A 19,657-nucleotide genomic window follows, 5' to 3' on the forward strand; every position below is an offset into this window, starting at 1 on the left:
TACATTGGGTTAAGAGAATCCGATCGAGCCTCCGTGTGGTCGCTGTGACCTCTGCGTCGGGATGATCAATCGACCTCCTGACTTGGTTGCATTGTAGTCAGGAAAAAGATCACGCGTCCTATGCCGTATTCAATGATAAAGATAATCGGATTTCGTAAGCGATTCCTCTTCGTTGACGTCTTTGGCGTCCTGGGCTGGGGGATTTTCTCACCGATCCACCGATTGGACAAGCTTCGAAATTGCCCCAGAGCCAGAGAGCGCAATTCGGATTTGGGGATGAGGTGGCAATCGCCCTGAGTCGGAGGGTAAGCTAGAGCAATTACCGCCGTCCCTTTGCACTCACCGGAATCCTCGCAGCGAGTTCGAGCCGGGATTGCAGGGGGTCTTCTGTGTTTCGAATCCGTGAAGAATCTGCTATGGCAGTTGCACAGACCGTTAATATTTCCGAATCACTCCGCGCCGAATTGACACAAATTGTTGGCGAGGAGAACCTATTGCACCACCGAGACGAGTTGATCGTCTACGAGTGTGACGGTTACGTCATCGAGAAAAACGTTCCGGACGTGGTTGTCTTCCCCACCTCAACCAGGCAAGTTGTGGACATTGTAAAGCTCTGTCAGCGGTACGATGTTCCATTTGTTCCACGAGGTGCCGGCACAAGCCTTTCGGGAGGCACGCTGGCCGTTGGAGGAGGCATCATGATCTGCCTCACGAGGATGAAGCAGATCCTGGAGATCAATCATCGAGATGGATATGCGGTCGTCGAACCTGGAGTTGTAAATGTCTGGTTGACGCGCGCACTTGCTGGCTCCGGATTCCATTATGCCCCCGATCCCTCAAGCCAGACCGCCTGCACGGTTGGTGGCAATGTCGCGACAAATTCCGGGGGGCCCCATACACTGAAGTATGGTGTCACGGTGAACCACGTTCGGGGGGTGGAACTGGTTCTTCCGGATGGACGAGTGGTTGAGATTGGTGGAAAAACACAGGATGTTCCCGGGCTCGATCTTACTGGCCTCGTCGTTGGCAATGAGGGGACCTTCGGGATCGTCACCAAGGTTATTGTCAACCTGACAAGAGATCCAGAGGCCGGTCGGACCTTTCTCGGGGTCTTCGAAACAGTGGACCAGGCCACTGAAACAGTGAGCGGTCTGATCGGAGCTGGAATTGTTCCTGCGGCTCTCGAGATGCTTGATAACCTGATGATTCGAGCGGTCGAGGAAGCCTTCGGATTCGGATTTCCGACAGAGGCAGGAGCGGTTCTTATCATCGAGGTGGATGGAGTACGAGCAGGTCTCGACCGGGAATCGGAAGCCGTGCAGCAGATTGTGCGGGCCAAGGGTGGATCCGTGAAGAACGCGATCTCATGGTCAACGAGAAAAGAACCGGAGTACGTGGCGATCTGGAAAGCTCGAAAATCTGCCTTCGGCGCGATTGGTCGTCTCAGTCCAACCTTCTGCACCCAGGACGGGGTTGTACCTCGAACCAAACTGCCCCACATCCTGCGTCGGATTACGGAGATTGGGGAGAAATATCAAATCCAGATCGCGAATGTCTTCCACGCAGGCGATGGTAACATTCATCCGATCCTCTTATTCGATGAGCGTGACCCCGACCAAATTCGAAAAGTCCTCGAGGCCAGTCACGAAATTCTCGACGAATGCATTGCATGCGGTGGAAGCGTCTCCGGGGAACACGGAATCGGTGTTGAAAAACTGGAATTCATGCCCAAACTCTTCTCCTCGAGCGACTTGGATGCGATGGTTGCCATCCGCAACGTCTTTAACCCTGAGGGGCGGTGTAGCCCCGGGAAGATGTTGCCGATCGGGGTTGGTTGCATCGAGCGCAAGAGCCCCGGTCGTCGGGCCTCTGCATGATCTTTAGGTCGACCAGTGGAGCCACGATGTGAGGTGGCGCCGTGAGCAAACGTCCAAGGCAGCCTGGTCGAAGGCATGTGCCGGGAACCTTTCGCACTCATGAACGAAAAGGTCCTCCCCCAAACGCCGAAGCCCAGCGCATCGTCCTTTACTTACCAGTGGATGCCCTCGATCTGGCCGAGCAGCAGGCTTGCCGGGCGAAGGTGGAGTCGGTGCAACGTTATTGTGAAACGTTATTGATCCAAGCCCTTGCCGGTGAGCAAGATCAAGGTCACGACTCCATTCGCTCAATCGGGCGCGAAGGTCGCTCTTGGGAACCTCTTACGGTCGCAGATGACCCTGATTATCTTGCGGAGTGGACCGCCATTTTCCTCGATCAACGTGGCGCTCCTCAGGGTAATAATGAAAGTTGTTCACCAGACCCAACTCTGGAGACCACTGCGAGTTGTTCCGACGTGCCAGATGCAAACATGGAACACCCGGCAATTAAAGTCATTCTTCGCCACGCTGGTTTACTCGGAAACGATCCAAACGCATTCTTAACCTCGTTAAGATGTGAAGGAACCCTAGCTCCAGAAGTTGGCGTCGAGTTGATCCAGGCTCTTGAAGAACTGGAGGCTGATTATCGAGACGTCACCGAACTCGACCGAGTTCTCTGCTTCGCATTGCACAAACTGGCTTTTGAGGGACAAATCCTCGTGACTGAAGGGTTCCGAAATCACGGAATCGAGGACTCGATTGTGGATCTGCTACGGTTAATTCAAGAACGTGTCGATCGCGTCCTTTCTGGACAAAATATCCGGTATTTCCGCAGTCATGATCGCAATGATTCGATCGACGGCTAATCCGATTAACTTGGCTCTGAGCCACTTCCAGGAGTTCCCTGGGGACATGAGATTGACAACACTTGTGCTCGCACCTGCACAAGCAATTTTGCCGGTGGAGCATCCCCTCGCACTTGTTAGCATTATTTTATTGGTTGCCTTGCTGATCGCATCACTGGCAACCATTCGATTGCTTCGAACACGTGCGGCACGTCTCGATGAGGAACTTCGGGCTCAATCTCTTGAACGCGGCAAGGCAGAGGACGCATGGCTCGTTTCTGAGGCATTTTATCATTCATTGGTTGAGAACCTTCCGCAGAACATTTTTCGCAAAGATGCGCAAGGGCGATTTACTTTTGCCAATCGACGATTTTGCAACTCACTCGGTCGAGAATTAAATGAGATTCTGGGTCGAACCGACCGTGACTTCTATCCCGAAGACTTAGCGGAAAAGTACCGACGCGATGACCTGCGAGTCATGCAAAGCGGGGAAGTTCTGGAAGATGTCGAGGGGCATGTCACAACTGAAGGTGAGGTGCGAAGGGTCCAGGTCACCAAGTCTCCGTTGAGAGATCCCTCGGGTGAGGTCGTCGGCCTTCAGTGTATTTTCTGGGATGTCACCGAGCAGTATCGCACCCTTGAAGCCCTGGCAGAAAGTGAGGAACGATTCGCACTTGCCGTACGGGGGACCAATGATGGCCTCTGGGACTGGGATCCGAGAACGAATGACACTTACTACTCACCACGATTCAAGCATCTTCTTGGTTTTGGCGAAGACGATCCGTTTCCTCATCGGATCGAAACATTTCTCGAATTGCTTCATCCTGTAGATCGACCACGGGTAGAGGAGGCCGCTCAACGACATCTCCACGGAGGCGAACCTTTTGATATAGAGTACCGCCTCCACACCCAATCTGGGGAAGATCGCTGGTTCCTTGCTCGTGGGCAGGCTGTCTGGGATGAAAGTGGCCAACCGATTCGAATGGCCGGCTCCATCAGCGATATCCACGATCGCAAGATGGCCGAAGACTTGCTTCGAGCACAAAACCAGTTACTCCAAGAGATGGCTCGCTCTGAACGTCGGGCACTGGAGGAACGAGAACAAGCCCAGAGCCGAATGGTCGAATCCGCCAAGCTTGCTGGACTTGGTCAACTGGTCGCAGGAGTCGCGCACGAAATAAACAATCCCTTGGCGTTTGTCGGGAACAATGTAGCCGTCCTTCAACGCGATCTATCAGAGCTTCATGAACTCATGCGATTTTATCGTTCTGCTGATCCGTTGATAAGATCTCATGACCCCTATTTGTATGAGAGAATTCACGAATTTTGCGAAGAAATTGACATTGACTATACACTTGATAATCTTCGCGGCATTTTGGAGCGTACACGTGATGGTCTTCGGCGAATTCACGACATTGTCAAAGACCTTCGAGCATTCGCTAGGCTCGATGAGGGAGACCTGTCCGAGGTGGATCTCAACGTCGGAATCGAGTCCTCGATCAACATCATTCTTGGCTATGCGAAAAAACAACAGGTTGACCTGATACCGCAGCTAAACTCCTTGCCCTTGGTACTCTGTCATGCAGCCAAGATGAATCAGGTGTTAATGAATCTTGTTGTCAATGCAATTGACGCCTGCCAACCCGGTGGCTCTGTGACCATTCGATCTCAGAGCGACCACAAGACAGGTGAAGTTTGCATCGAAGTCTTGGACGATGGTTGTGGAATCGATCCCTCAATTCGTGATCGGATTTTCGACCCTTTTTTTACAACCAAACCGGTTGGTGTAGGAACGGGACTTGGGTTGTCCATCAGCTACGGAATTGTTCAAGATCACGGTGGTCGGATTGAGGTCGACTCGACTCCCGGAGGAGGTTCCAGGTTCAGCGTGCGATTGCCCTTGAAACCACCGTTTCTCGTTCCCAATGCCGTGATGCATGGGTCAGTGTAAGCTTAAAGTGCCGACACGACTTATGCAATCGAATAAGGGTGCCATTCCTTTATTTTCATTCAGCGAGTGTTTGATGAACTGGCCAGATACCTCGAATGAGTTCCCGCTGGGGGATGGACGCTTTGGCTCGGCCGTGGAACGCCCCACCGATCGTGAGTCCCTGGCCGCATGCGTGCTCAAGCACGTGTCTGATGGAGCAGCCATTTATCCGCAAGGGGGCCGTACGGCATTGGAAACAGGTGGGCCTCCGGATCGTCCTGGAATCGTGCTCGATGTTCAGGGCTTGAGTCGGGTCATCGATTATCCGGTGGCGGACATGACAGTTACGGTCGAGGCGGGAATGACCCTGGCCGCATTACAACAACTCCTTCGCAGCGAGGGTCAGCGTCTACCGCTTCATGCTCCATTCGCCGAGCGTGCGACCCTGGGAGCGATCTACGCGACGGATACCAGCGGACCAACTCGCTTCGGTCTTGGACGCCCCCGAGACCAGATTATCGGTGTTGCGTTTGTCACGTCTCACGGGGCCGTCGTCAAAGGGGGTGGGCGGGTTGTCAAAAACGTTGCGGGTTACGATTTCCCGAAACTGCTCACCGGTTCATATGGTTCGCTTGGGACCATCGTCGAGCTGACTTTGAAAACACGACCCATGCCGGAATCAACGGCGATGATCTGGACTCAGTGGCCATCGAGTGATCGGCTTGAGCCGATTCTCGCAGCCTTGAATACTTCGCGATCTCGACCGGTTGTGTTCGAGCTCCTCAATGCTCCAGCAGCGGAATCAGTGTCCCGAGACGCAGAACTCGATCTTCCGACGTCGGGACAGATTTTAATCATGGGTGTCGAGGGGACTTCGGATGTGGTGCAATGGCAACTTGATGTTCTGGGAGCAGAGTTAGCTGCTGCAACAGATCGTATCGAGGTTCGCGACGCCGATGCAGATCGACTTCTGCAATCGCTCACTTCCCATCCGGCAGAGGAGGCGGCCATGAGCTTCAAGGCTTCGCTCTTGCCGTCCGCCATGACTCGGTTCCTCGCAGAGGTGGACCCTGAGCGGTGGGCTTCTCAATGTCATGCCGGGAGTGGTGTCGTCTGGGGCTTGGCTCTATCTTCGGTCCCGATCGTCGAGCTTGCTGAGGATATCTCTCGTTTTCGAGACCTTGCCGTGGCCTCGGAAGGGAACCTGATCCTGCCCCGATGTCCGACCGATCGCAAAGGAGATCTTGGGGTCTGGGGATACCCTCGTGGTGATTGGGAACTGGCCAGGATGATCAAACGATCGCTTGATCCGGCTGGGGCGATGAACCCAGGCCGGTTCCTTTGATACAATTGAGAGACCTCAGAATTCGCTCCTCACCGCTATCGCACTCTTTCCTACCCATTGGTTGCGAGCCGTTTCATGACGACCGCCGAATCTTCGACCCGGACGGTTGCTTCCGCCAAGCCTGTTGAGGACCCGGCCTCCAAGTCCTCCCGACCGGTTGAAGCAGGGGTCGACCTGGACTGGCTGGCCTCGAAAATTGATTACCGTCGGTTTCAGGAATGCATTCATTGCGGCCTTTGTACCGCAAGTTGCCCGACATACGTTGAAACTGGAAACGAAAACGATAGCCCCAGAGGACGGATTTATCTGATGCGATCAGTCGTCGACGGTCGGCTCGGGGTCAGCGCCGACGTTCGCCGACACCTCGACTTGTGCCTCGACTGCCGAGCTTGCGAGACTGCATGTCCCTCGGGGGTTCAATACGGCCAACTCATTGAACCATTCAAGGTTGCTTTGCAGCAGTCTGCTCCTCCCGGGAAGCGGAGTTGGTTACAATCCCTCTTTCTGCGCTACCTTTTTCCTTATGGGAATCGGGTCAAGATTGCCCTTGCCCCTGCTCGGGTCATGCAGCGAGTGGGTTTGATTGACACCATGGAAAAAGTTGGCCTCACTCGCTTGCTCCCACCAACCTTAAGGCAAATGCATGCGATGCTACCCAAGCTCGCCTCGGGTGGTGTAAACCTTCCTGAGGTGCTCCCGCCCCTCGGGCCGAAACGTGCTCGTGTGGCCCTGTTCCTCGGTTGTGTGGCGGATGCAATGTATCCTCAGACAACCGCCGCGACGGCCAGAGTTCTTCAACGCAATGGCTGCGAGGTTGTCATTCCTCGAGGACAGGCCTGCTGCGGGGCAATTCATTATCACTCGGGGATCGAGGAACCGGCGTTCGAGCTCGCAAGGGCAAACCTTCGGGCCTTCGACCTCGATTCGATCGATGCAATTATCGTGAATGCGGCTGGTTGTGGGGCAATGTTGAAAGATTATGGTCATTTGCTGCCGGAAACCGACCAAGCTTTGGCAACACGATTTGCCGCGAAGGTGAAAGATGTTTCGGAATTTCTCGTTCAGCTCGGACCAATTGCACCAAAGCACTCTGGGCCCTATCGCAAGGTCACTTACCACGACGCCTGCCATCTAGTTCACGCCCAACGCGTGAGAAGTCAGCCAAGACAACTCCTGGAACTGATTCCGGGTCTGGAATTAATTCCTCTGGAAGAAACAGAGATTTGTTGCGGTGCCGCCGGTACGTATAACCTGACTGAACCTGAGATGTCGGAACGCCTTGGTCGTCGCAAGATGGAACACATTCTCGCAACGGGTGCGGAAGCGGTTGTTACCGGGAACGTGGGCTGTATTCTTCAAATTGCTCGTAAGGCCAAGGAATATGGCACCACGATCACGGTCGAGCATCCGATTGATCTCCTCGACCGCGCCTATGAGGGGCCTTGACGACGATCAGTGTTCTCTCTGAAGGCCCGATCGTTTCGATTCGATCGGGTCTTCAGAAAAGGCGTTTCATGTCGTAATGTCAAGAGATCTTTGGCCGACAGCGTCCTGAGCGTCTTCCCTCGCAAGTCGGGCCAGGATCGCTTCGATGAGATCGGCCAGGTGTCCGCTCACTGCAAGGCTGGATTCGAGGACTTCCGCATGGGTGAGCGGGTTCGGACTGATTCCGGCTGCCCAGTTGGCCACAATCGCCAAGCCAAGAACGTCCATGCCACCGTGACGGGCCACAATTGCCTCGGGAACAGTTGACATCCCAACAAGATCAGCGCCTAGGATGCGGAGCATTCGGATCTCGGCCGGAGTTTCGTAATGCGGTCCGGGCATACAGGCATAAACGCCGGAGGCAATTGATAATCCCAGCCGATTCGCCTCTTCGCTGGCAAGTGTCCGAAGGCGACTAGAGTAGACCTCGGTCAAGTCGAGAAATCGCGGACCAAGACGATCATCATTGGGGCCCTTCAGTGGACTCGTGCCCAGCAAGTTCAGATGGTCTGAAAGACAGACGAGGGAACCCGGACCAAGGTCGCCTCGAATTCCTCCAGTTGCTGCGGTAAGGATGACCCGGGGAACGGAGAGGCGTTGAAGAACTCGGATCGGAAAGGTCACTGTATCCAGGTCGTGCCCTTCATAGGTGTGAAATCGTCCCTGAAAACATGCAGTCTTGAGACCGCCGTACTCACCGATCACTAATTTCCCAGAGTGACCTTCTACCGTGGGAGCCGGTAGGTGAGGAAGATCACGATACGGTAGGACAACAGGTGATTGGAGTCGATTTGCCAGGCTCCCGAGACCAGAGCCAAGCACAAGTCCAACATCGATTGGCCCCGGAACGCGAGCAAGGATCGTCCTGGCAGTTTCGGAAGCGCGGTCGTGAACCATAAACTTTCTCACGAAATCAAGGTCCCTGCAATACTTGCAGTTAACACATTCGCAAGGGTCGCAGCAAGCAGGGCACGAAACCCCAGTCGAGCAAGGTCGGTGCGGCGTTCCGGCACCAAGGCTCCGATCCCGCCGACCTGAATCCCAATCGAGCTTAGGTTCGCGAATCCACACAGCGCAAACGTCGCAAGTGTCACTGATCGTGGCTGGAACTGAGACGCCATCGACCCTAGCTGCCCGTATGCGACCAATTCGTTGAGGACAAGGCGGGAGCCGAGGAGTCCTCCAACACCAGCACAATCACTCCAGGAGACCCCCATGATCCATGCCACCGGGGCAAGCAACGTCCCGAGGATCATCTGCAATGACAATCCTTCAAGAGGAAGGCGGCCGTTTGACCAGTCCGAAACGAGACTCCCGAATGCACCGAGTCCAGTGTCGAGCATTGCGATCAATGCGAGAAAGGTAATGAGGACGGCAGCGATATTCAGAGCCAGGTGTAATCCTTCCCGAGTACCTCGCGCGGCAGCATCAATGATATTGGCATCGCGGGGTGTCGCATCGGAGCTTACGCTTCCAAGTGTCAGGGGAACGGTCGTTTCGGGAACGAGGATCTTGGCCAGGACAATCGACGCAGGTGCATTCATGAGAATAGCAGTGAGAAGAACTCCCGGGGCTGCCCCGGCCTCGATATAGGCTGCGAGAACACCTCCTGAAACAAGAGCCATTCCGGAAACCATGATGACCATCAACTCGGAGCGTGTGAGTCGGGCAAGAAATGGTCGGATCGTCAGTGGAGCTTCGGTCTGACCGAGGAACAGAGAAGCCGCCACGTTGAGCGACTCAGCGCCGCTTGAGCCTAGCAGTTTGGCCATGCTCCAAGCAAACGCCCGAACAATCAGCTGCATGATCCCAATCTGATACAGAACCGCGAACAGCGCGGCGACGAAGATGACTGTTGGAAGCACTCGGAATGCGAAAACGAATCCTGCCGGACCTGCTGGGTCCACCAAATTCGATCCGAAAACAAACTCTGCACCTACGATTGCACAGTTGAGCACGAGAACTACAAGCCCCGAGGCCGTTTCCATCAAGCGCTGTCCTGCAGGAACTAAGATCAACAGTAACCCAAGGCCCACCTGAATCGCCAGGCCGGGAACAACCGTTCGGAGTGAGATCGCCTTTCGGTTCTCAGAGATTAAAACCGCAAGTCCTACAATCAGAACGATGCCGAGGGCCCCCTGAAGCCGGCTCCATGGGAATTGGCGGCTTACGGTGCCCATCGTTCCTGATGACGAATCGGCTTGGTGATTGAGTGACGCTCCACCAGAATCCTCGATTCCCTGAGCCCATGCCGCTGAGGAACAAAGAAAGAAGACGAGCGGCACAAACCAAAGAGCTCGGGACATGGTTGTAGGTCTCACCAGACTTAGCAGTCACTTCGAGGTGCGAGTGATCAACACCGAGTCTGAGAACTTCAGTTGAGGAAATAAGTGCACTCAATTGTACACTCGGTTCAAAAATCCTCGTTCAGAATGATGGGAAGTCCAGGGATGAGGGCTTCATAATCAGTAACCGAGCCACCATCGAGCATGCAGTCGATAATCTCCCGTCCAAGTGGGTCAAACTCCGACCGTTGATAACTCTGTAGCTCTTTGTGGAAAAATTCAGTTAGGAGCAAGGCACCGGCATCATACCCTTGCTCTCCCACCTCACTTTGCCGATCGACTTGAAGGAAAATGGGGGGGATATCTTGCCCTTCGATCACCAAGGAATTCAGTGCGTAACCCAGTAAGGGACATCGGGCAGGCTGCACCATTGCAGGATGGAAAGGATCGGGTCCTCTGCGGGCAAGGTAGTCTCGAGCGATCCACTGTCCCATGAACCCGACCCGCCAAGCACCGATGTGCTGGTTCGGGATGAGGATGTGTCGCATTCGGTGGCCTTCTTGAAACTGCTTCAGAAGTAGGTTTGCCTGATCAACTTTCCGGCCGGTTGCGAAAGGCCAATAAGATCCGACCCCTTCAGAACTCATTCCCTCGGTTTGCACGATACTCGGATTGGCGTAACCTCGAGGGGCGACAAGGCGCCACAGCCAGGAAAGCGCCGGAGGAAGGAGATGAAACAGCCCAAAGATTCCGAAACTCGGCTTCTCCCGAGTACAAGGCGGAGTCCGGACACCGAAGGATCGAACATCGACTCTCACTGGGCCATGGATGATTCCGGGGATTGATTGCCTGGGAACCACCACGCGAGGATTCGGACATGATTTTCCTGGCTCATCTTCGATGTGTTGCCAAATCAAAGCTGTTCCATCAGGAACTGCTTGAATGTTCAGAAACAGAAGTGGATTCTCCGCATGAATGGTGATTTCCTCAAGATGAGGATCAACTCCATAGTGGTCAATGTGGTTGACACGAATGAACCATGCAGATTCGGCATCGACGAGCGTCAATCGCCCATCGTCATTCTGAAGGCTGGGATGGCAAAGGGCCATATCGTCGGTGACCGGCTGAAGCTCACATCCACGAGGCAGGATCAAATGACGCTCATCCCCGTCCATGAGTCGTTTTCCAAGCAGGAGACGCCCATCTCGCTCTCGGTGGATTTCCTCAAGCATTTCGCTCTTGCCACCACCACTTGCTCCTTCGTGCATGATGGTTAAGCGACTTCCATACGGAGTAACGACCCGCACGGTGGAGCAATGGGTTGTCACCCATTGTTCTCGTTCCCCGATCGCAAGCAATACTCCGTAGATGCCTTTTTTCGCACTCGGTCCTGGATAGAGATTATAGCTGAACAACTCGTGCAGATTGGCCAAGCGGTTATGGACAACGATCTGCTTGCCATCGAAGTGAGAATGACGGAACGGCGGTGCGACATAAACAACCGCTTTGGGGTTGAACTCTGGTGAGAGTTCCGAAGCATCGAGGATTCCTTGCAAGAGCGCCAGTCCAAACCCGAAAAATCCGGCGTTGGCGGGGACTACGGCGACTGCATCGATTCCTTGATCCGGAACACCTGAGACAAAAGGAAACAGGGCCAGTTGCTGTGTCTTGAGCCAGTCAAATGTCTCAAGTCGGGTCCGTTCGAATTCCTGACCAAACCGTTCGGCGTAGCGTGGCTTATTGGTCGGTTCGTCGTCTCCGATCACCATGCAATCTGGGTCTCGTCGTCTCATGTACGGTTCGAGGTAATTTGCCGCGACGCCGTTTGTGACGCGACAGACCTTCGCCTCGACAACCGGTCCTCGGCCTGGAACGTCATAGGCAACCTCATGCCAGCCTCCAACCGCGTCTTTAACGGCCAGATCGGCCAGTTCATCGACATTCCGAGCGATCTGCCAGCCGGGACATGCGGTCAGGATTGCTTTGAGTTCTTCAGGAACCTTGAAGACATCGAACGGCCCAGACTGCACCGCCATTGAGAGACACTCCACTGGGAGAAACATTGGGCTCGAAGTGTGTTGAGGTCGGATTTCTGAGACCACAGTTTACACGACCCACCGGCCCCTCCCCACACCTGGCCGGTGCAAGATGCCTGAAGTTCAACCGAAGAGCTGAAACGAGTGTTCAAGGCGATCAACGATGAGGTCGGGTACCTCAACAGGCGATTCGCCAACCTCGAAGGCCCCTGAAACCAGCTTGGTCACCTCTTGCAGGGCGGGATCGTCGCCATTGGAAAGGATGGTGCAAAGCGATTCACCCTGGTGAACTCGATCGCCGCACTTCTTGTTGAGGATAATCCCGACTCCATGATCGATCTGATCTTCGGCCCTCGCCCGCCCGGCCCCGAGCAGCATGGCGGCATGTCCGATCGGCCTGGCAAGGACATTCGTCACGAATCCCTTACGAGGCGAAGGAATCTCACGGAGGACCTTCGGCAAAGGCAAGAGCGTCAGGTCATCGATGACTTTCGGATCGCCGCCTTGGGCCTCGACAACGCGACGGAAACGCTCAAGGGCTGAACCATCGTGGATGACCCGGAAGCACATGGCCTTCGCTTCTTCGAGGGTCCGAGCCGCCCTTCCGAGCACGAGCATTTCGGACGCCAATGCGATCGAGAGGTCTCGAAGATCTGTCGGGCCTTCGCCCCGTAAGCATCGCACACATTCGGCGACCTCAACTGCGTTGCCAACAGCTTTGCCAAGTGGTTGATCCATGCGAGTGATCAATGCAACCATGTCTTTGCCAAGTCCTCGACCAATTCGGCACATCGACTCGGCGAGTGCTTGAGCATCCTCAAGTCGTTGCATGAACGCACCGTCACCTGTCTTGACGTCAAGTACAAGCCCGTCAATACCTTCAGCCAGCTTCTTAGAAAGGATCGACGCAGTGATCAGAGGAATGGATTCAACGGTCGCTGTTGCGTCACGTAAGGCATAGAGTCGCTTGTCGGCTGGTGCAATCGCTCTTGTCTGACCGATGAGTACGAGACCACACTCTTCGAGGACACGTTGATAGCCTTCGATGTCCAGGTCAATCCGGAACCCGGGGATCGATTCCAACTTGTCGAGGGTTCCCCCTGTGTGACCAAGTCCGCGGCCCGAAACCATCGGTACGGGAACTCCACAGGCCGCGACGATCGGTGCTAGGACAAGCGAGGTTTTGTCTCCCACTCCCCCGGTACTGTGCTTATCGATCTTGCGACCAGGGATCTTCGAAAGGTCAACGATGGTCCCCGAATTCATCATGCAGGCAGTCAGGGCCTCGGTTTCCTCAGGGTTCATGCCCTGCCAGAGGATCGCCATGAGCAGCGCGGTCCACTGGTAGTCCGGAACTTCCCCGGAGCCTAGTCCGTGAATCAGCCATTGAATCTCGGATGGCTCAAGAATGCCTCCATCACGCTTACGACGGATCAAGTCCACGGCTCGGGGTGTCATGTTGAGTGGTTCCGGAAGGCCACAAGCCAATTTGAGGGTACTCGATCGGATGTCACGCTGTTGGGAGCTGGTATCAGAGCATAGTGAACTGGGTTGATTGGATCGGCTCTGGAAACCAGCTCAACATCATCGCATGATGTTGTTCTGATGGTCATCCTGGCCGATTCCCGAGGTCGAGTCGATTCCCGGAGGCAGGAATCTTGCCCAGTGAACTGAGGTCCTGGGCAACTCAAGCGGTCGCAAACTGACGGTCGCCTGCGTCACCCAGTCCGGGGTAGATAAAACCGATTTCGGTCAGGCGCTGGTCAATGGCACCGGTAAATATCGGGACCTCGGGCATGGCGGAGCTGAGGCGATGAATGCCTTCGGGAGCAGCGATCAGGCAGAGGTAACGAATGTCCAAAACCCCCGATTCCCTCAGGATTTCACAGGCCCGAACCGCGGAGCCACCGGTCGCCAGCATGGGGTCAGCAACCAGAGCAACGCGAGCCAGGCTTTCCTTGGGAACTCTACTATAGTATTCCGTGGGCTCTAATGTGTGTTCGTCTCGAAAGAGGCCGATATGCCAGACCATGGCTTCGGGAATGAGATCGAGCAGTCCGTCGGCCATCCCTAGGCCGGCACGAAGGATCGGTACGATCGCGATGGGACCGTCAACTTCCCGTCCACTTGCATCTCCCAGGGGTGTACGCACACTCCGGAATCGAGTCGGAAGATTCGTCGTCGCTTCCAGACCGAGCAGGGTTCCAAGTAGTCGGACGAGTGCTCGAAAGTTTGGAGGCGAGGTCTCGACAGAACGAAGAGCGGCGATCTTCTCCTGAATCAGCGGGTGTTTCGACTCAAAAACAGACGCCACGAAGCACTCCTTCTCCGGTAGTCCCGGTCGATCATCGTCCCCCTGGCCGGGTGGACAGGTCTCGTCTCACTGATACAATGAGGAGACCCCAAAGGCAACGGGACTCTCAGAACCGGACCGAATTGTGGGGGGTAGATGTCAGGGAGGATACGGAGATTGCCGATGGCGCTCGAGTTCACGGTCTTGGCCAGCGGCTCGAAGGGCAACGCCTCGCTCCTGCAGCTCGATGGTTCTTGCTTTCTAGTCGACGCGGGGCTCGGACCCAGTGCCCTGGCCAATCGCCTTGAGATCGTTGGAGCGGGTTGGGACCGGATTTGTGGGGCCATCATTACGCACACTCATTGCGACCACTCCCACGACGCCACGCTTCGACGAATGGCCAGGTCTCGAATCCCGGTCTTCTGTCATCCGGGGCATTGGGAGGAAGCTGGTCATCGTCCTGGTTTCCGCGAGCTGTTCGAGCTTGGCTTGCTCCGGTTCTTTGATGATCGACCTCTCCTTGTCGCGCCTGGGCTCTGGGTCGAATCGTTTGAACTCAAACACAGCGGCCCAACCTTCGGATTTCGCTTCGAAGGTCGGGTCGGACGCCGAGGTCGCCCTTCGACCCTGGGCTATCTGACCGACACAGGCTCCTGGGATCATCGAACGGTCGAAGCACTTGCGGATGTCGATCTCCTCGGCATCGAGTTCAACCATGATGTGGAAATGGAACGGCAGTCAGGGCGATCACCTGCATTAATTTGGCGGAATCTGGGAGATCGAGGCCACCTTTCCAATGACCAGGCCGCCGAGTTACTTCGAGCGATTCTTGACCGATCCGGTCCAGGAGCGCTCACTCAAGTTGTCATGCTCCACCTCAGCGAACATTGCAATCGACCAGAACTTGCGGTCCAGGTGGCTCGAAACGCACTTCTAACGCGTGATCGACGTGCACAACTCCATACGGCAAGTCAGAACTGCCCTCTTGGAAAACTCTGGGTGAAGCCCGCTCGAAGAGCAAGTGTCGCATCGATTGCCGGATTTCCCTGGGAAGAATGACCCCGTCTCACGTTCGAGAGAACCGATCGATCCCGTGGCCGATTACTTTGCGAGTGATGTGCATCTCAGGCTCGACCATACCGAACGGTCGGAGCGATTCGCGACCTTTGTACATTCGCTGAGCCCCAACGATACCCTGACCATCGTGGGTGACCTTTGCGACTTTTGGTTCGCCAGCCGACAGCGCAACAGTGATCCGCTTCGATGCGCCGGTCTTCGATCCCTGGCCAACTTCCGGCAGCAGGGTGGAAGGCTGGTTATCCTCCAGGGAAATCACGATGCTTGGCTCGGTCCTTTTTATGAAGCGACTCTTGGGGCCTCGTGTGTTGAAGGCGCTTGGAAAGGAAGAAGTCACGGCGTTGACGTTTCCGCCGTGCATGGGCATCTCCTCGGAGCTCGCAAGCCATGGAAAGCAATGATGGAGAGTCGCTCGTTCCTGTCTTCGTTCGAGGCTCTCCCAAGTCCGATTGCTCGACGACTGGCCGATCGGCTCGAACGCTCCAACTCACAATCACTTGCCAAAACGCATCATCGTCACCTGATCACCTATCGTGCTCATGCGAGTGGGATGATCGAAAACGGAATTGCGAACCTGATCCTCCTCGGTCATGTCCACGATGTATTTGATGAGCCGATCGGAAACGGTCGCATGATCGTTCTGGGAGATTGGATTGGTGGTTCGAGTCACGTTCGCATCGACGAGCACGGTGTCTGCTTCGTGACGGATCGCCCCTCGGCAACGACCTTGCAATCCAGTATCTAAGCATCAACTCGCGATCAATCGATGATCTCAAGTGTGAAAATCCTATTGACAACTCGCCTCTGATTCCAATTCTCGACAGTGGAACTGAAGGGGCCGGAAAACCCTCCTGGCTAAGAACTATCGGTCGACGATCGAGTACGTCGACTCGACCATCCAGAACCGGGACCTTTTTTCAAGGTCATCTCAAACCCCTTGGAAACACATGTTCAAGATCGATCACCATCTTCACACGACTCGTCACTCGCCTGACAGTTTTTTGGAGCCCGAGGAACTGATTGAGCAGGCCAAATGTGTCGGACTTCATGGGGTCGTTATCACCGAACACGATCGACTCTGGGACACCGAGGAACTCTTGGAACTTTCTGCAAGGTCGGATGGAATCATGGTTCTCTCCGGCGTAGAAATCTCAGCCCGAGAAGGTCATTTCCTGGTCTATGGCCTGACAGACCTGGATGAGTGCCCTCCGGGAGTCAGGTTGGAGGATCTTCTAAAGGTCGTCGAGGACCAGGGGGCAGCCATCGTCGCGGCACACCCGTTTCGATGGGACCAAGACTTTGACGCAATCGTTGCCGACCACGGACCGATTTTCGATGGTTTGGAAATGGTCAGCAATAACGTCTTACCGGACATGCGTGTTCAGATTGAAGCGCTCCTCGCTCGTCATCCAAACATGGGCGCAACGGGCTCAAGCGACGCTCATGATGTCATGACTGTCGGTTGTTACTTCACGGAGTTTCCGTCTCCGATAGAGTCAATGTCGGAGTTTGTGGTCGCACTCAAGAGGAAGGTTGGGCGGCCTCGGCATCGACCGGGCGCGGTGCTTCTTGGCGGGCCAGTCGATTGAGGAGTTGTGTTCCGAACCGGGGAGCGGGCCGTTTCAGACGGATCAGGTTACGTTGCGCGGTGGTCCAATGATCGATCGCAGGTCGAGTTAACTTCGCAAGTTCTTGCTCGAATAAGAGAAATTCGTCTTGCGTAGGAGGTTTGAACAAGGCCCTAGAGGCAAGTTGTCGCACCGATCGGTATGACTCGGCGGTGGCTCCGCGATCGAATCCCGCCGGCTTCGCCGTGAGCTGTCGGATTGATGCGAGCAGGGAGAGCCGCCGATTTTCGATCTCGACTGGATTTTCAGAAATGATTAAGGGAGGACGTCTTGCAAGATTCGGTTCCTTTGGCAGCACGAGAAAGACCGGGTTCAGTCCCCGAACCGCCAAGGCTTGATAACTCTGATCGAGCCTCCAGAGCGTTTGAACCAATTGTCCCCAGTGTTCAATGCGATCGGTTGTCGTCTGCTCGGCTTGTCGATGCTGAGATTGCACCACGCAGGCACTGACCAAGACGAGCAATCCAACTATCCCAGTGAGTCTGGCGATTCGCGCCTTTTTCCACTGAATCATCCGGCGGTCTAGAAGCCCAATGATACCTCCCACTGCCGCCCCCGCCGCATGGCCGAGGTTGTCGATATTTGGGACAAGAAATCCAAGTAATGCATTCGCCAGTAAAATCGCGGCCATCCAGATGGTAGCACGCTTAGGAAATTCCGTCGGATTCCTCCAACCCACCACCGCAACCAGTCCAATCAGTCCCAGAACGACCGTCGATCCGCCTCCACTATGCACGACGAACGCCGAGGCTCCACTGGCCCAGGGCCGAGCCAGGTTTGCTACCAGGTTCGCACCTGCACCGAGGACGACGTAGATGGCCAAGAATTGCCAGGATCCGTACCAGGATTCGACGACTCGTCCCAACTGGACGAACGCGATCAGGTTGAGCGTCAGGTGCAAGAGATTGAAGTGAATGAATGTCGCAGTGAGGGTTCGCCAGAGTTGACCTCCATACAGCCCTTGCGGTGTGATGTCACCAAAGCCATGGCTGACTTGAGAGGAGACAAAACCTCCGTAAAGAAGTGACCTCGGCTGAATCGGCTCGTTTCGAGCGATGCCGAGCAGCACAAACATCAAAATCCAGGCCAGTGCGATGATGGACGTGACAGGAGCGCTTAGCAAAGCTGGTCGGTCGGATTCGAAATCCGCCGGCTCGACCATTATTGGCCTCCCCGATCAGAGGCGGACAACGCCCGAATTCGCTGCAATCGATCATTCAGCGTTTCGTCGTCAACCGTCGGGAAAACGTTGTTTGTTCCCACAGGCTCGTCAAGTGAAACCCAACTCTTGCAACCGTTTTGCTCGGAAGTAACGAGAATTCTAGGGGGAGGATCGGCCCGAAAAACGCGGACACCGAGGACCCAGAGTCCCGGATTCCGATACTGGAATCGCTTCAAGACCGTCTCGGAAGTCCAGACATGAAGGTCGGCAATTCCTTCCAGCAACTCGGGACGATCCACCCAGACAACACACTCAACCTGAGTCAGAGCGGGCAAGTCGAGCCTCCCTGGCGGAATGCCTTCAGCTCTCGGGATGTGGTCGTCACGGAGTCCCTGCTGACTTTCGTGCAGGTGAGTGGGATAGAGCCAGAATGTGGAGTGTTCTGGACGAAATTCCCCGGCATCCTCAGCGATGCCCCCCTTGCGAAGAATTAACGATTGACGCCCATCGGCCAAAGCGTCACAGACTCCCGCCCATTCCTTGAAAGCGATGTCACAAGTCGAGGGGATAGACTCAGGGATCACGGCCATTCATCCTTGGTTTCTCGATCCATGAGCTCGGAGACAGCGTTGCTTGGCGATTTCCCGTCAAATAGAATTTGCCGAAGTGCTGCGGTGATGGGCATTTCGATGTTTCGTTGCAGAGCCAGTTCGGAGACGCCACGGCATGTCGGCACCCCCTCGGCAATCTTCGGACTTGAGGCCTGGATCTCGACGAAAGACTCTCCCTTGCCGATTCGTTCTCCGAAGGCCCGGTTCCGCCCAAAAGGACTATAACAAGTCGTAATCAGGTCGCCGACCCCTGCAAGTCCCAGAAAGGTAGCTGGTCGAGCCCCCATCGCCGAGCCAAAGCGGGTCATTTCCGCGAGGCCACGGGTCAGCAGTCCTGCCTTGGCATTATCTCCGAAGCCAAGCCCATCGCAAATGCCTGCCGCGACACCAATCACATTCTTGAGCGCGCCGCCAAGTTCGACCCCGATGGCGTCTGGATTACTGTAAACCCTGAAACGGTCGGTATTCAATGTGTCTCGTACGAGACGGTTTAGGGTACTGTCATCGCCAGCCACAACCACGGAGGTCGGCAAGCCTCTTGCGATTTCCTCAGCATGACTCGGGCCACTCAAGATGGAGATAGGCCGCTCTCCCAGTTCATCTCGAATAATCTGACTCGGTCTGGCGAAGGTTTGCTGCTCGATTCCCTTGATGACACTCACCACTGGCAAACCTGCGGGAACGACGGGTGCCACCGAACGAATTGTGTCTCGAAGGTAGGCTGAAGGAATTGACACAATCAGGAGGTTCGCTCCCTCAAGGGCCTCTTCGATGTCACTCGTCAAGAAAATTGTATCGGGAAGTGGTATACCCGGCAGATAGCGTTCATTCTGCTTGGACACGCGGAGTTGCTCCATAAACTCCGGACGACGCGTCCAAAGTCTGACTCTGTGCCGGGAACGATCCAAGAGGACCGCCATGGCGGTCCCCATGCCTCCAGCCCCAAGAATGGCAATCTGATCGAGCGTCACGCGGTTGACCTTCAGACAGGACCATTTGTTGCGTCAGAGTTTCCTCCCCTTTCTCACTATACTCAATCACACGACTCAAGCCGACCGGGTGAACTCCTCCCAGACAACGAAACAAACCTCCACGCGATCTCTC

General features: G+C 55.2%; 17 protein-coding genes and 1 pseudogene. 10 read left to right on the forward strand and 8 right to left on the reverse strand.

The window, feature by feature from the left end; translation table 11 throughout:
- Nucleotides 1-416: 416 nt before the first annotated feature.
- The 6 genes and pseudogenes from HG800_RS26250 to HG800_RS27820 all read left to right on the forward strand — a co-directional run bounded on the left by HG800_RS26250 (nucleotide 417) and on the right by HG800_RS27820 (nucleotide 7,422).
- Nucleotides 417-1,877 carry an FAD-binding oxidoreductase gene (locus HG800_RS26250; RefSeq protein WP_169981232.1) on the forward strand — a complete coding sequence of 487 codons (1,461 nt, stop codon included), beginning with the start codon at nucleotides 417-419 and terminating at the stop codon, nucleotides 1,875-1,877.
- Between the two features lie 41 nt (nucleotides 1,878-1,918).
- Nucleotides 1,919-2,722, forward strand: coding sequence for a hypothetical protein (locus HG800_RS26255; RefSeq protein ID WP_169981235.1), 804 nt, complete (start codon nucleotides 1,919-1,921; stop codon nucleotides 2,720-2,722).
- Nucleotides 2,723-2,768: 46 nt separating this feature from the next.
- A complete protein-coding gene (locus HG800_RS26260) occupies nucleotides 2,769-4,652 on the forward strand; it encodes a PAS domain-containing sensor histidine kinase (RefSeq protein ID WP_169981244.1) in 1,884 nt (627 codons plus the stop codon).
- Between the two features lie 73 nt (nucleotides 4,653-4,725).
- Nucleotides 4,726-5,976, forward strand: coding sequence for an FAD-binding oxidoreductase (locus tag HG800_RS26265; protein WP_169981246.1), 1,251 nt, complete (start codon nucleotides 4,726-4,728; stop codon nucleotides 5,974-5,976).
- Between the two features lie 75 nt (nucleotides 5,977-6,051).
- Nucleotides 6,052-6,390: pseudogene (locus HG800_RS27815) on the forward strand (4Fe-4S dicluster domain-containing protein); the annotation flags it as partial.
- 309 nt (nucleotides 6,391-6,699) lie between these two features.
- Nucleotides 6,700-7,422 (forward strand): (Fe-S)-binding protein, encoded by a 723-nt coding sequence (locus HG800_RS27820; protein WP_315852119.1) that lies wholly within the window; start codon nucleotides 6,700-6,702, stop codon nucleotides 7,420-7,422.
- Between the two features lie 66 nt (nucleotides 7,423-7,488).
- Here the strand turns inward: HG800_RS27820 and HG800_RS26275 are convergent, their stop codons facing one another.
- From HG800_RS26275 to upp, 5 genes are all read right to left on the reverse strand, one after another.
- A complete protein-coding gene (locus tag HG800_RS26275; RefSeq protein WP_169981273.1) occupies nucleotides 7,489-8,358 on the reverse strand; it encodes a purine-nucleoside phosphorylase in 870 nt (289 codons plus the stop codon).
- An 8-nt stretch (nucleotides 8,359-8,366) separates the two neighbouring features.
- Nucleotides 8,367-9,641, reverse strand: coding sequence for a NupC/NupG family nucleoside CNT transporter (locus tag HG800_RS27825; RefSeq protein WP_169981275.1), 1,275 nt, complete (start codon nucleotides 9,639-9,641; stop codon nucleotides 8,367-8,369).
- A 233-nt stretch (nucleotides 9,642-9,874) separates the two neighbouring features.
- On the reverse strand, nucleotides 9,875-11,782 hold the full coding sequence (locus HG800_RS26285) for a DUF4914 family protein (protein ID WP_169981250.1): 1,908 nt from the start codon (nucleotides 11,780-11,782) through the stop codon (nucleotides 9,875-9,877).
- 123 nt (nucleotides 11,783-11,905) lie between these two features.
- Nucleotides 11,906-13,240 (reverse strand): thymidine phosphorylase, encoded by a 1,335-nt coding sequence (locus HG800_RS26290; protein ID WP_169981252.1) that lies wholly within the window; start codon nucleotides 13,238-13,240, stop codon nucleotides 11,906-11,908.
- A gap of 229 nt (nucleotides 13,241-13,469) precedes the next feature.
- Nucleotides 13,470-14,096: a uracil phosphoribosyltransferase gene (gene upp, locus HG800_RS26295; protein ID WP_169981254.1), complete on the reverse strand. Its 627-nt coding sequence runs from the start codon at nucleotides 14,094-14,096 to the stop codon at nucleotides 13,470-13,472.
- A gap of 162 nt (nucleotides 14,097-14,258) precedes the next feature.
- Between upp and HG800_RS26300 the strand changes: the two genes are divergently transcribed.
- The 4 genes from HG800_RS26300 (at nucleotide 14,259) to HG800_RS26310 (ending at nucleotide 16,741) form a co-directional block, all read left to right on the forward strand.
- On the forward strand, nucleotides 14,259-15,134 hold the full coding sequence (locus HG800_RS26300) for an MBL fold metallo-hydrolase (protein ID WP_169981256.1): 876 nt from the start codon (nucleotides 14,259-14,261) through the stop codon (nucleotides 15,132-15,134).
- Between the two features lie 149 nt (nucleotides 15,135-15,283).
- Nucleotides 15,284-15,553, forward strand: coding sequence for a hypothetical protein (locus tag HG800_RS27830; protein WP_220487824.1), 270 nt, complete (start codon nucleotides 15,284-15,286; stop codon nucleotides 15,551-15,553).
- On the forward strand, nucleotides 15,550-15,897 hold the full coding sequence (locus HG800_RS27835) for a hypothetical protein (RefSeq protein WP_220487825.1): 348 nt from the start codon (nucleotides 15,550-15,552) through the stop codon (nucleotides 15,895-15,897). Before HG800_RS27830 ends, HG800_RS27835 begins: the two co-directional genes overlap by 4 nt.
- Nucleotides 15,898-16,099: 202 nt before the next feature.
- A complete protein-coding gene (locus HG800_RS26310; protein WP_169981260.1) occupies nucleotides 16,100-16,741 on the forward strand; it encodes a PHP-associated domain-containing protein in 642 nt (213 codons plus the stop codon).
- Here HG800_RS26310 and HG800_RS26315 read toward each other — a convergent pair.
- From HG800_RS26315 to HG800_RS26325, 3 genes are read right to left on the reverse strand one after another with little or no spacing between them, the layout of a single operon-like run.
- Nucleotides 16,674-17,942: a rhomboid family intramembrane serine protease gene (locus HG800_RS26315; RefSeq protein ID WP_169981269.1), complete on the reverse strand. Its 1,269-nt coding sequence runs from the start codon at nucleotides 17,940-17,942 to the stop codon at nucleotides 16,674-16,676. The genes HG800_RS26310 and HG800_RS26315 overlap by 68 nt on opposite strands.
- On the reverse strand, nucleotides 17,942-18,526 hold the full coding sequence (locus HG800_RS26320; protein WP_169981271.1) for a DUF1802 family protein: 585 nt from the start codon (nucleotides 18,524-18,526) through the stop codon (nucleotides 17,942-17,944). Before HG800_RS26320 ends, HG800_RS26315 begins: the two co-directional genes overlap by 1 nt.
- Complete coding sequence (locus HG800_RS26325; RefSeq protein ID WP_315852118.1) at nucleotides 18,523-19,524, reverse strand: NAD(P)H-dependent glycerol-3-phosphate dehydrogenase; 1,002 nt, start codon at nucleotides 19,522-19,524, stop codon at nucleotides 18,523-18,525. The genes HG800_RS26320 and HG800_RS26325 overlap by 4 nt, the downstream gene beginning before the upstream one ends.
- Between the last annotated feature and the right edge of the window lie 133 nt (nucleotides 19,525-19,657).

Origin of the sequence: Tautonia rosea, from assembly GCF_012958305.1 — a bacterium.
Lineage (GTDB): Bacteria > Planctomycetota > Planctomycetia > Isosphaerales > Isosphaeraceae > Tautonia > Tautonia rosea.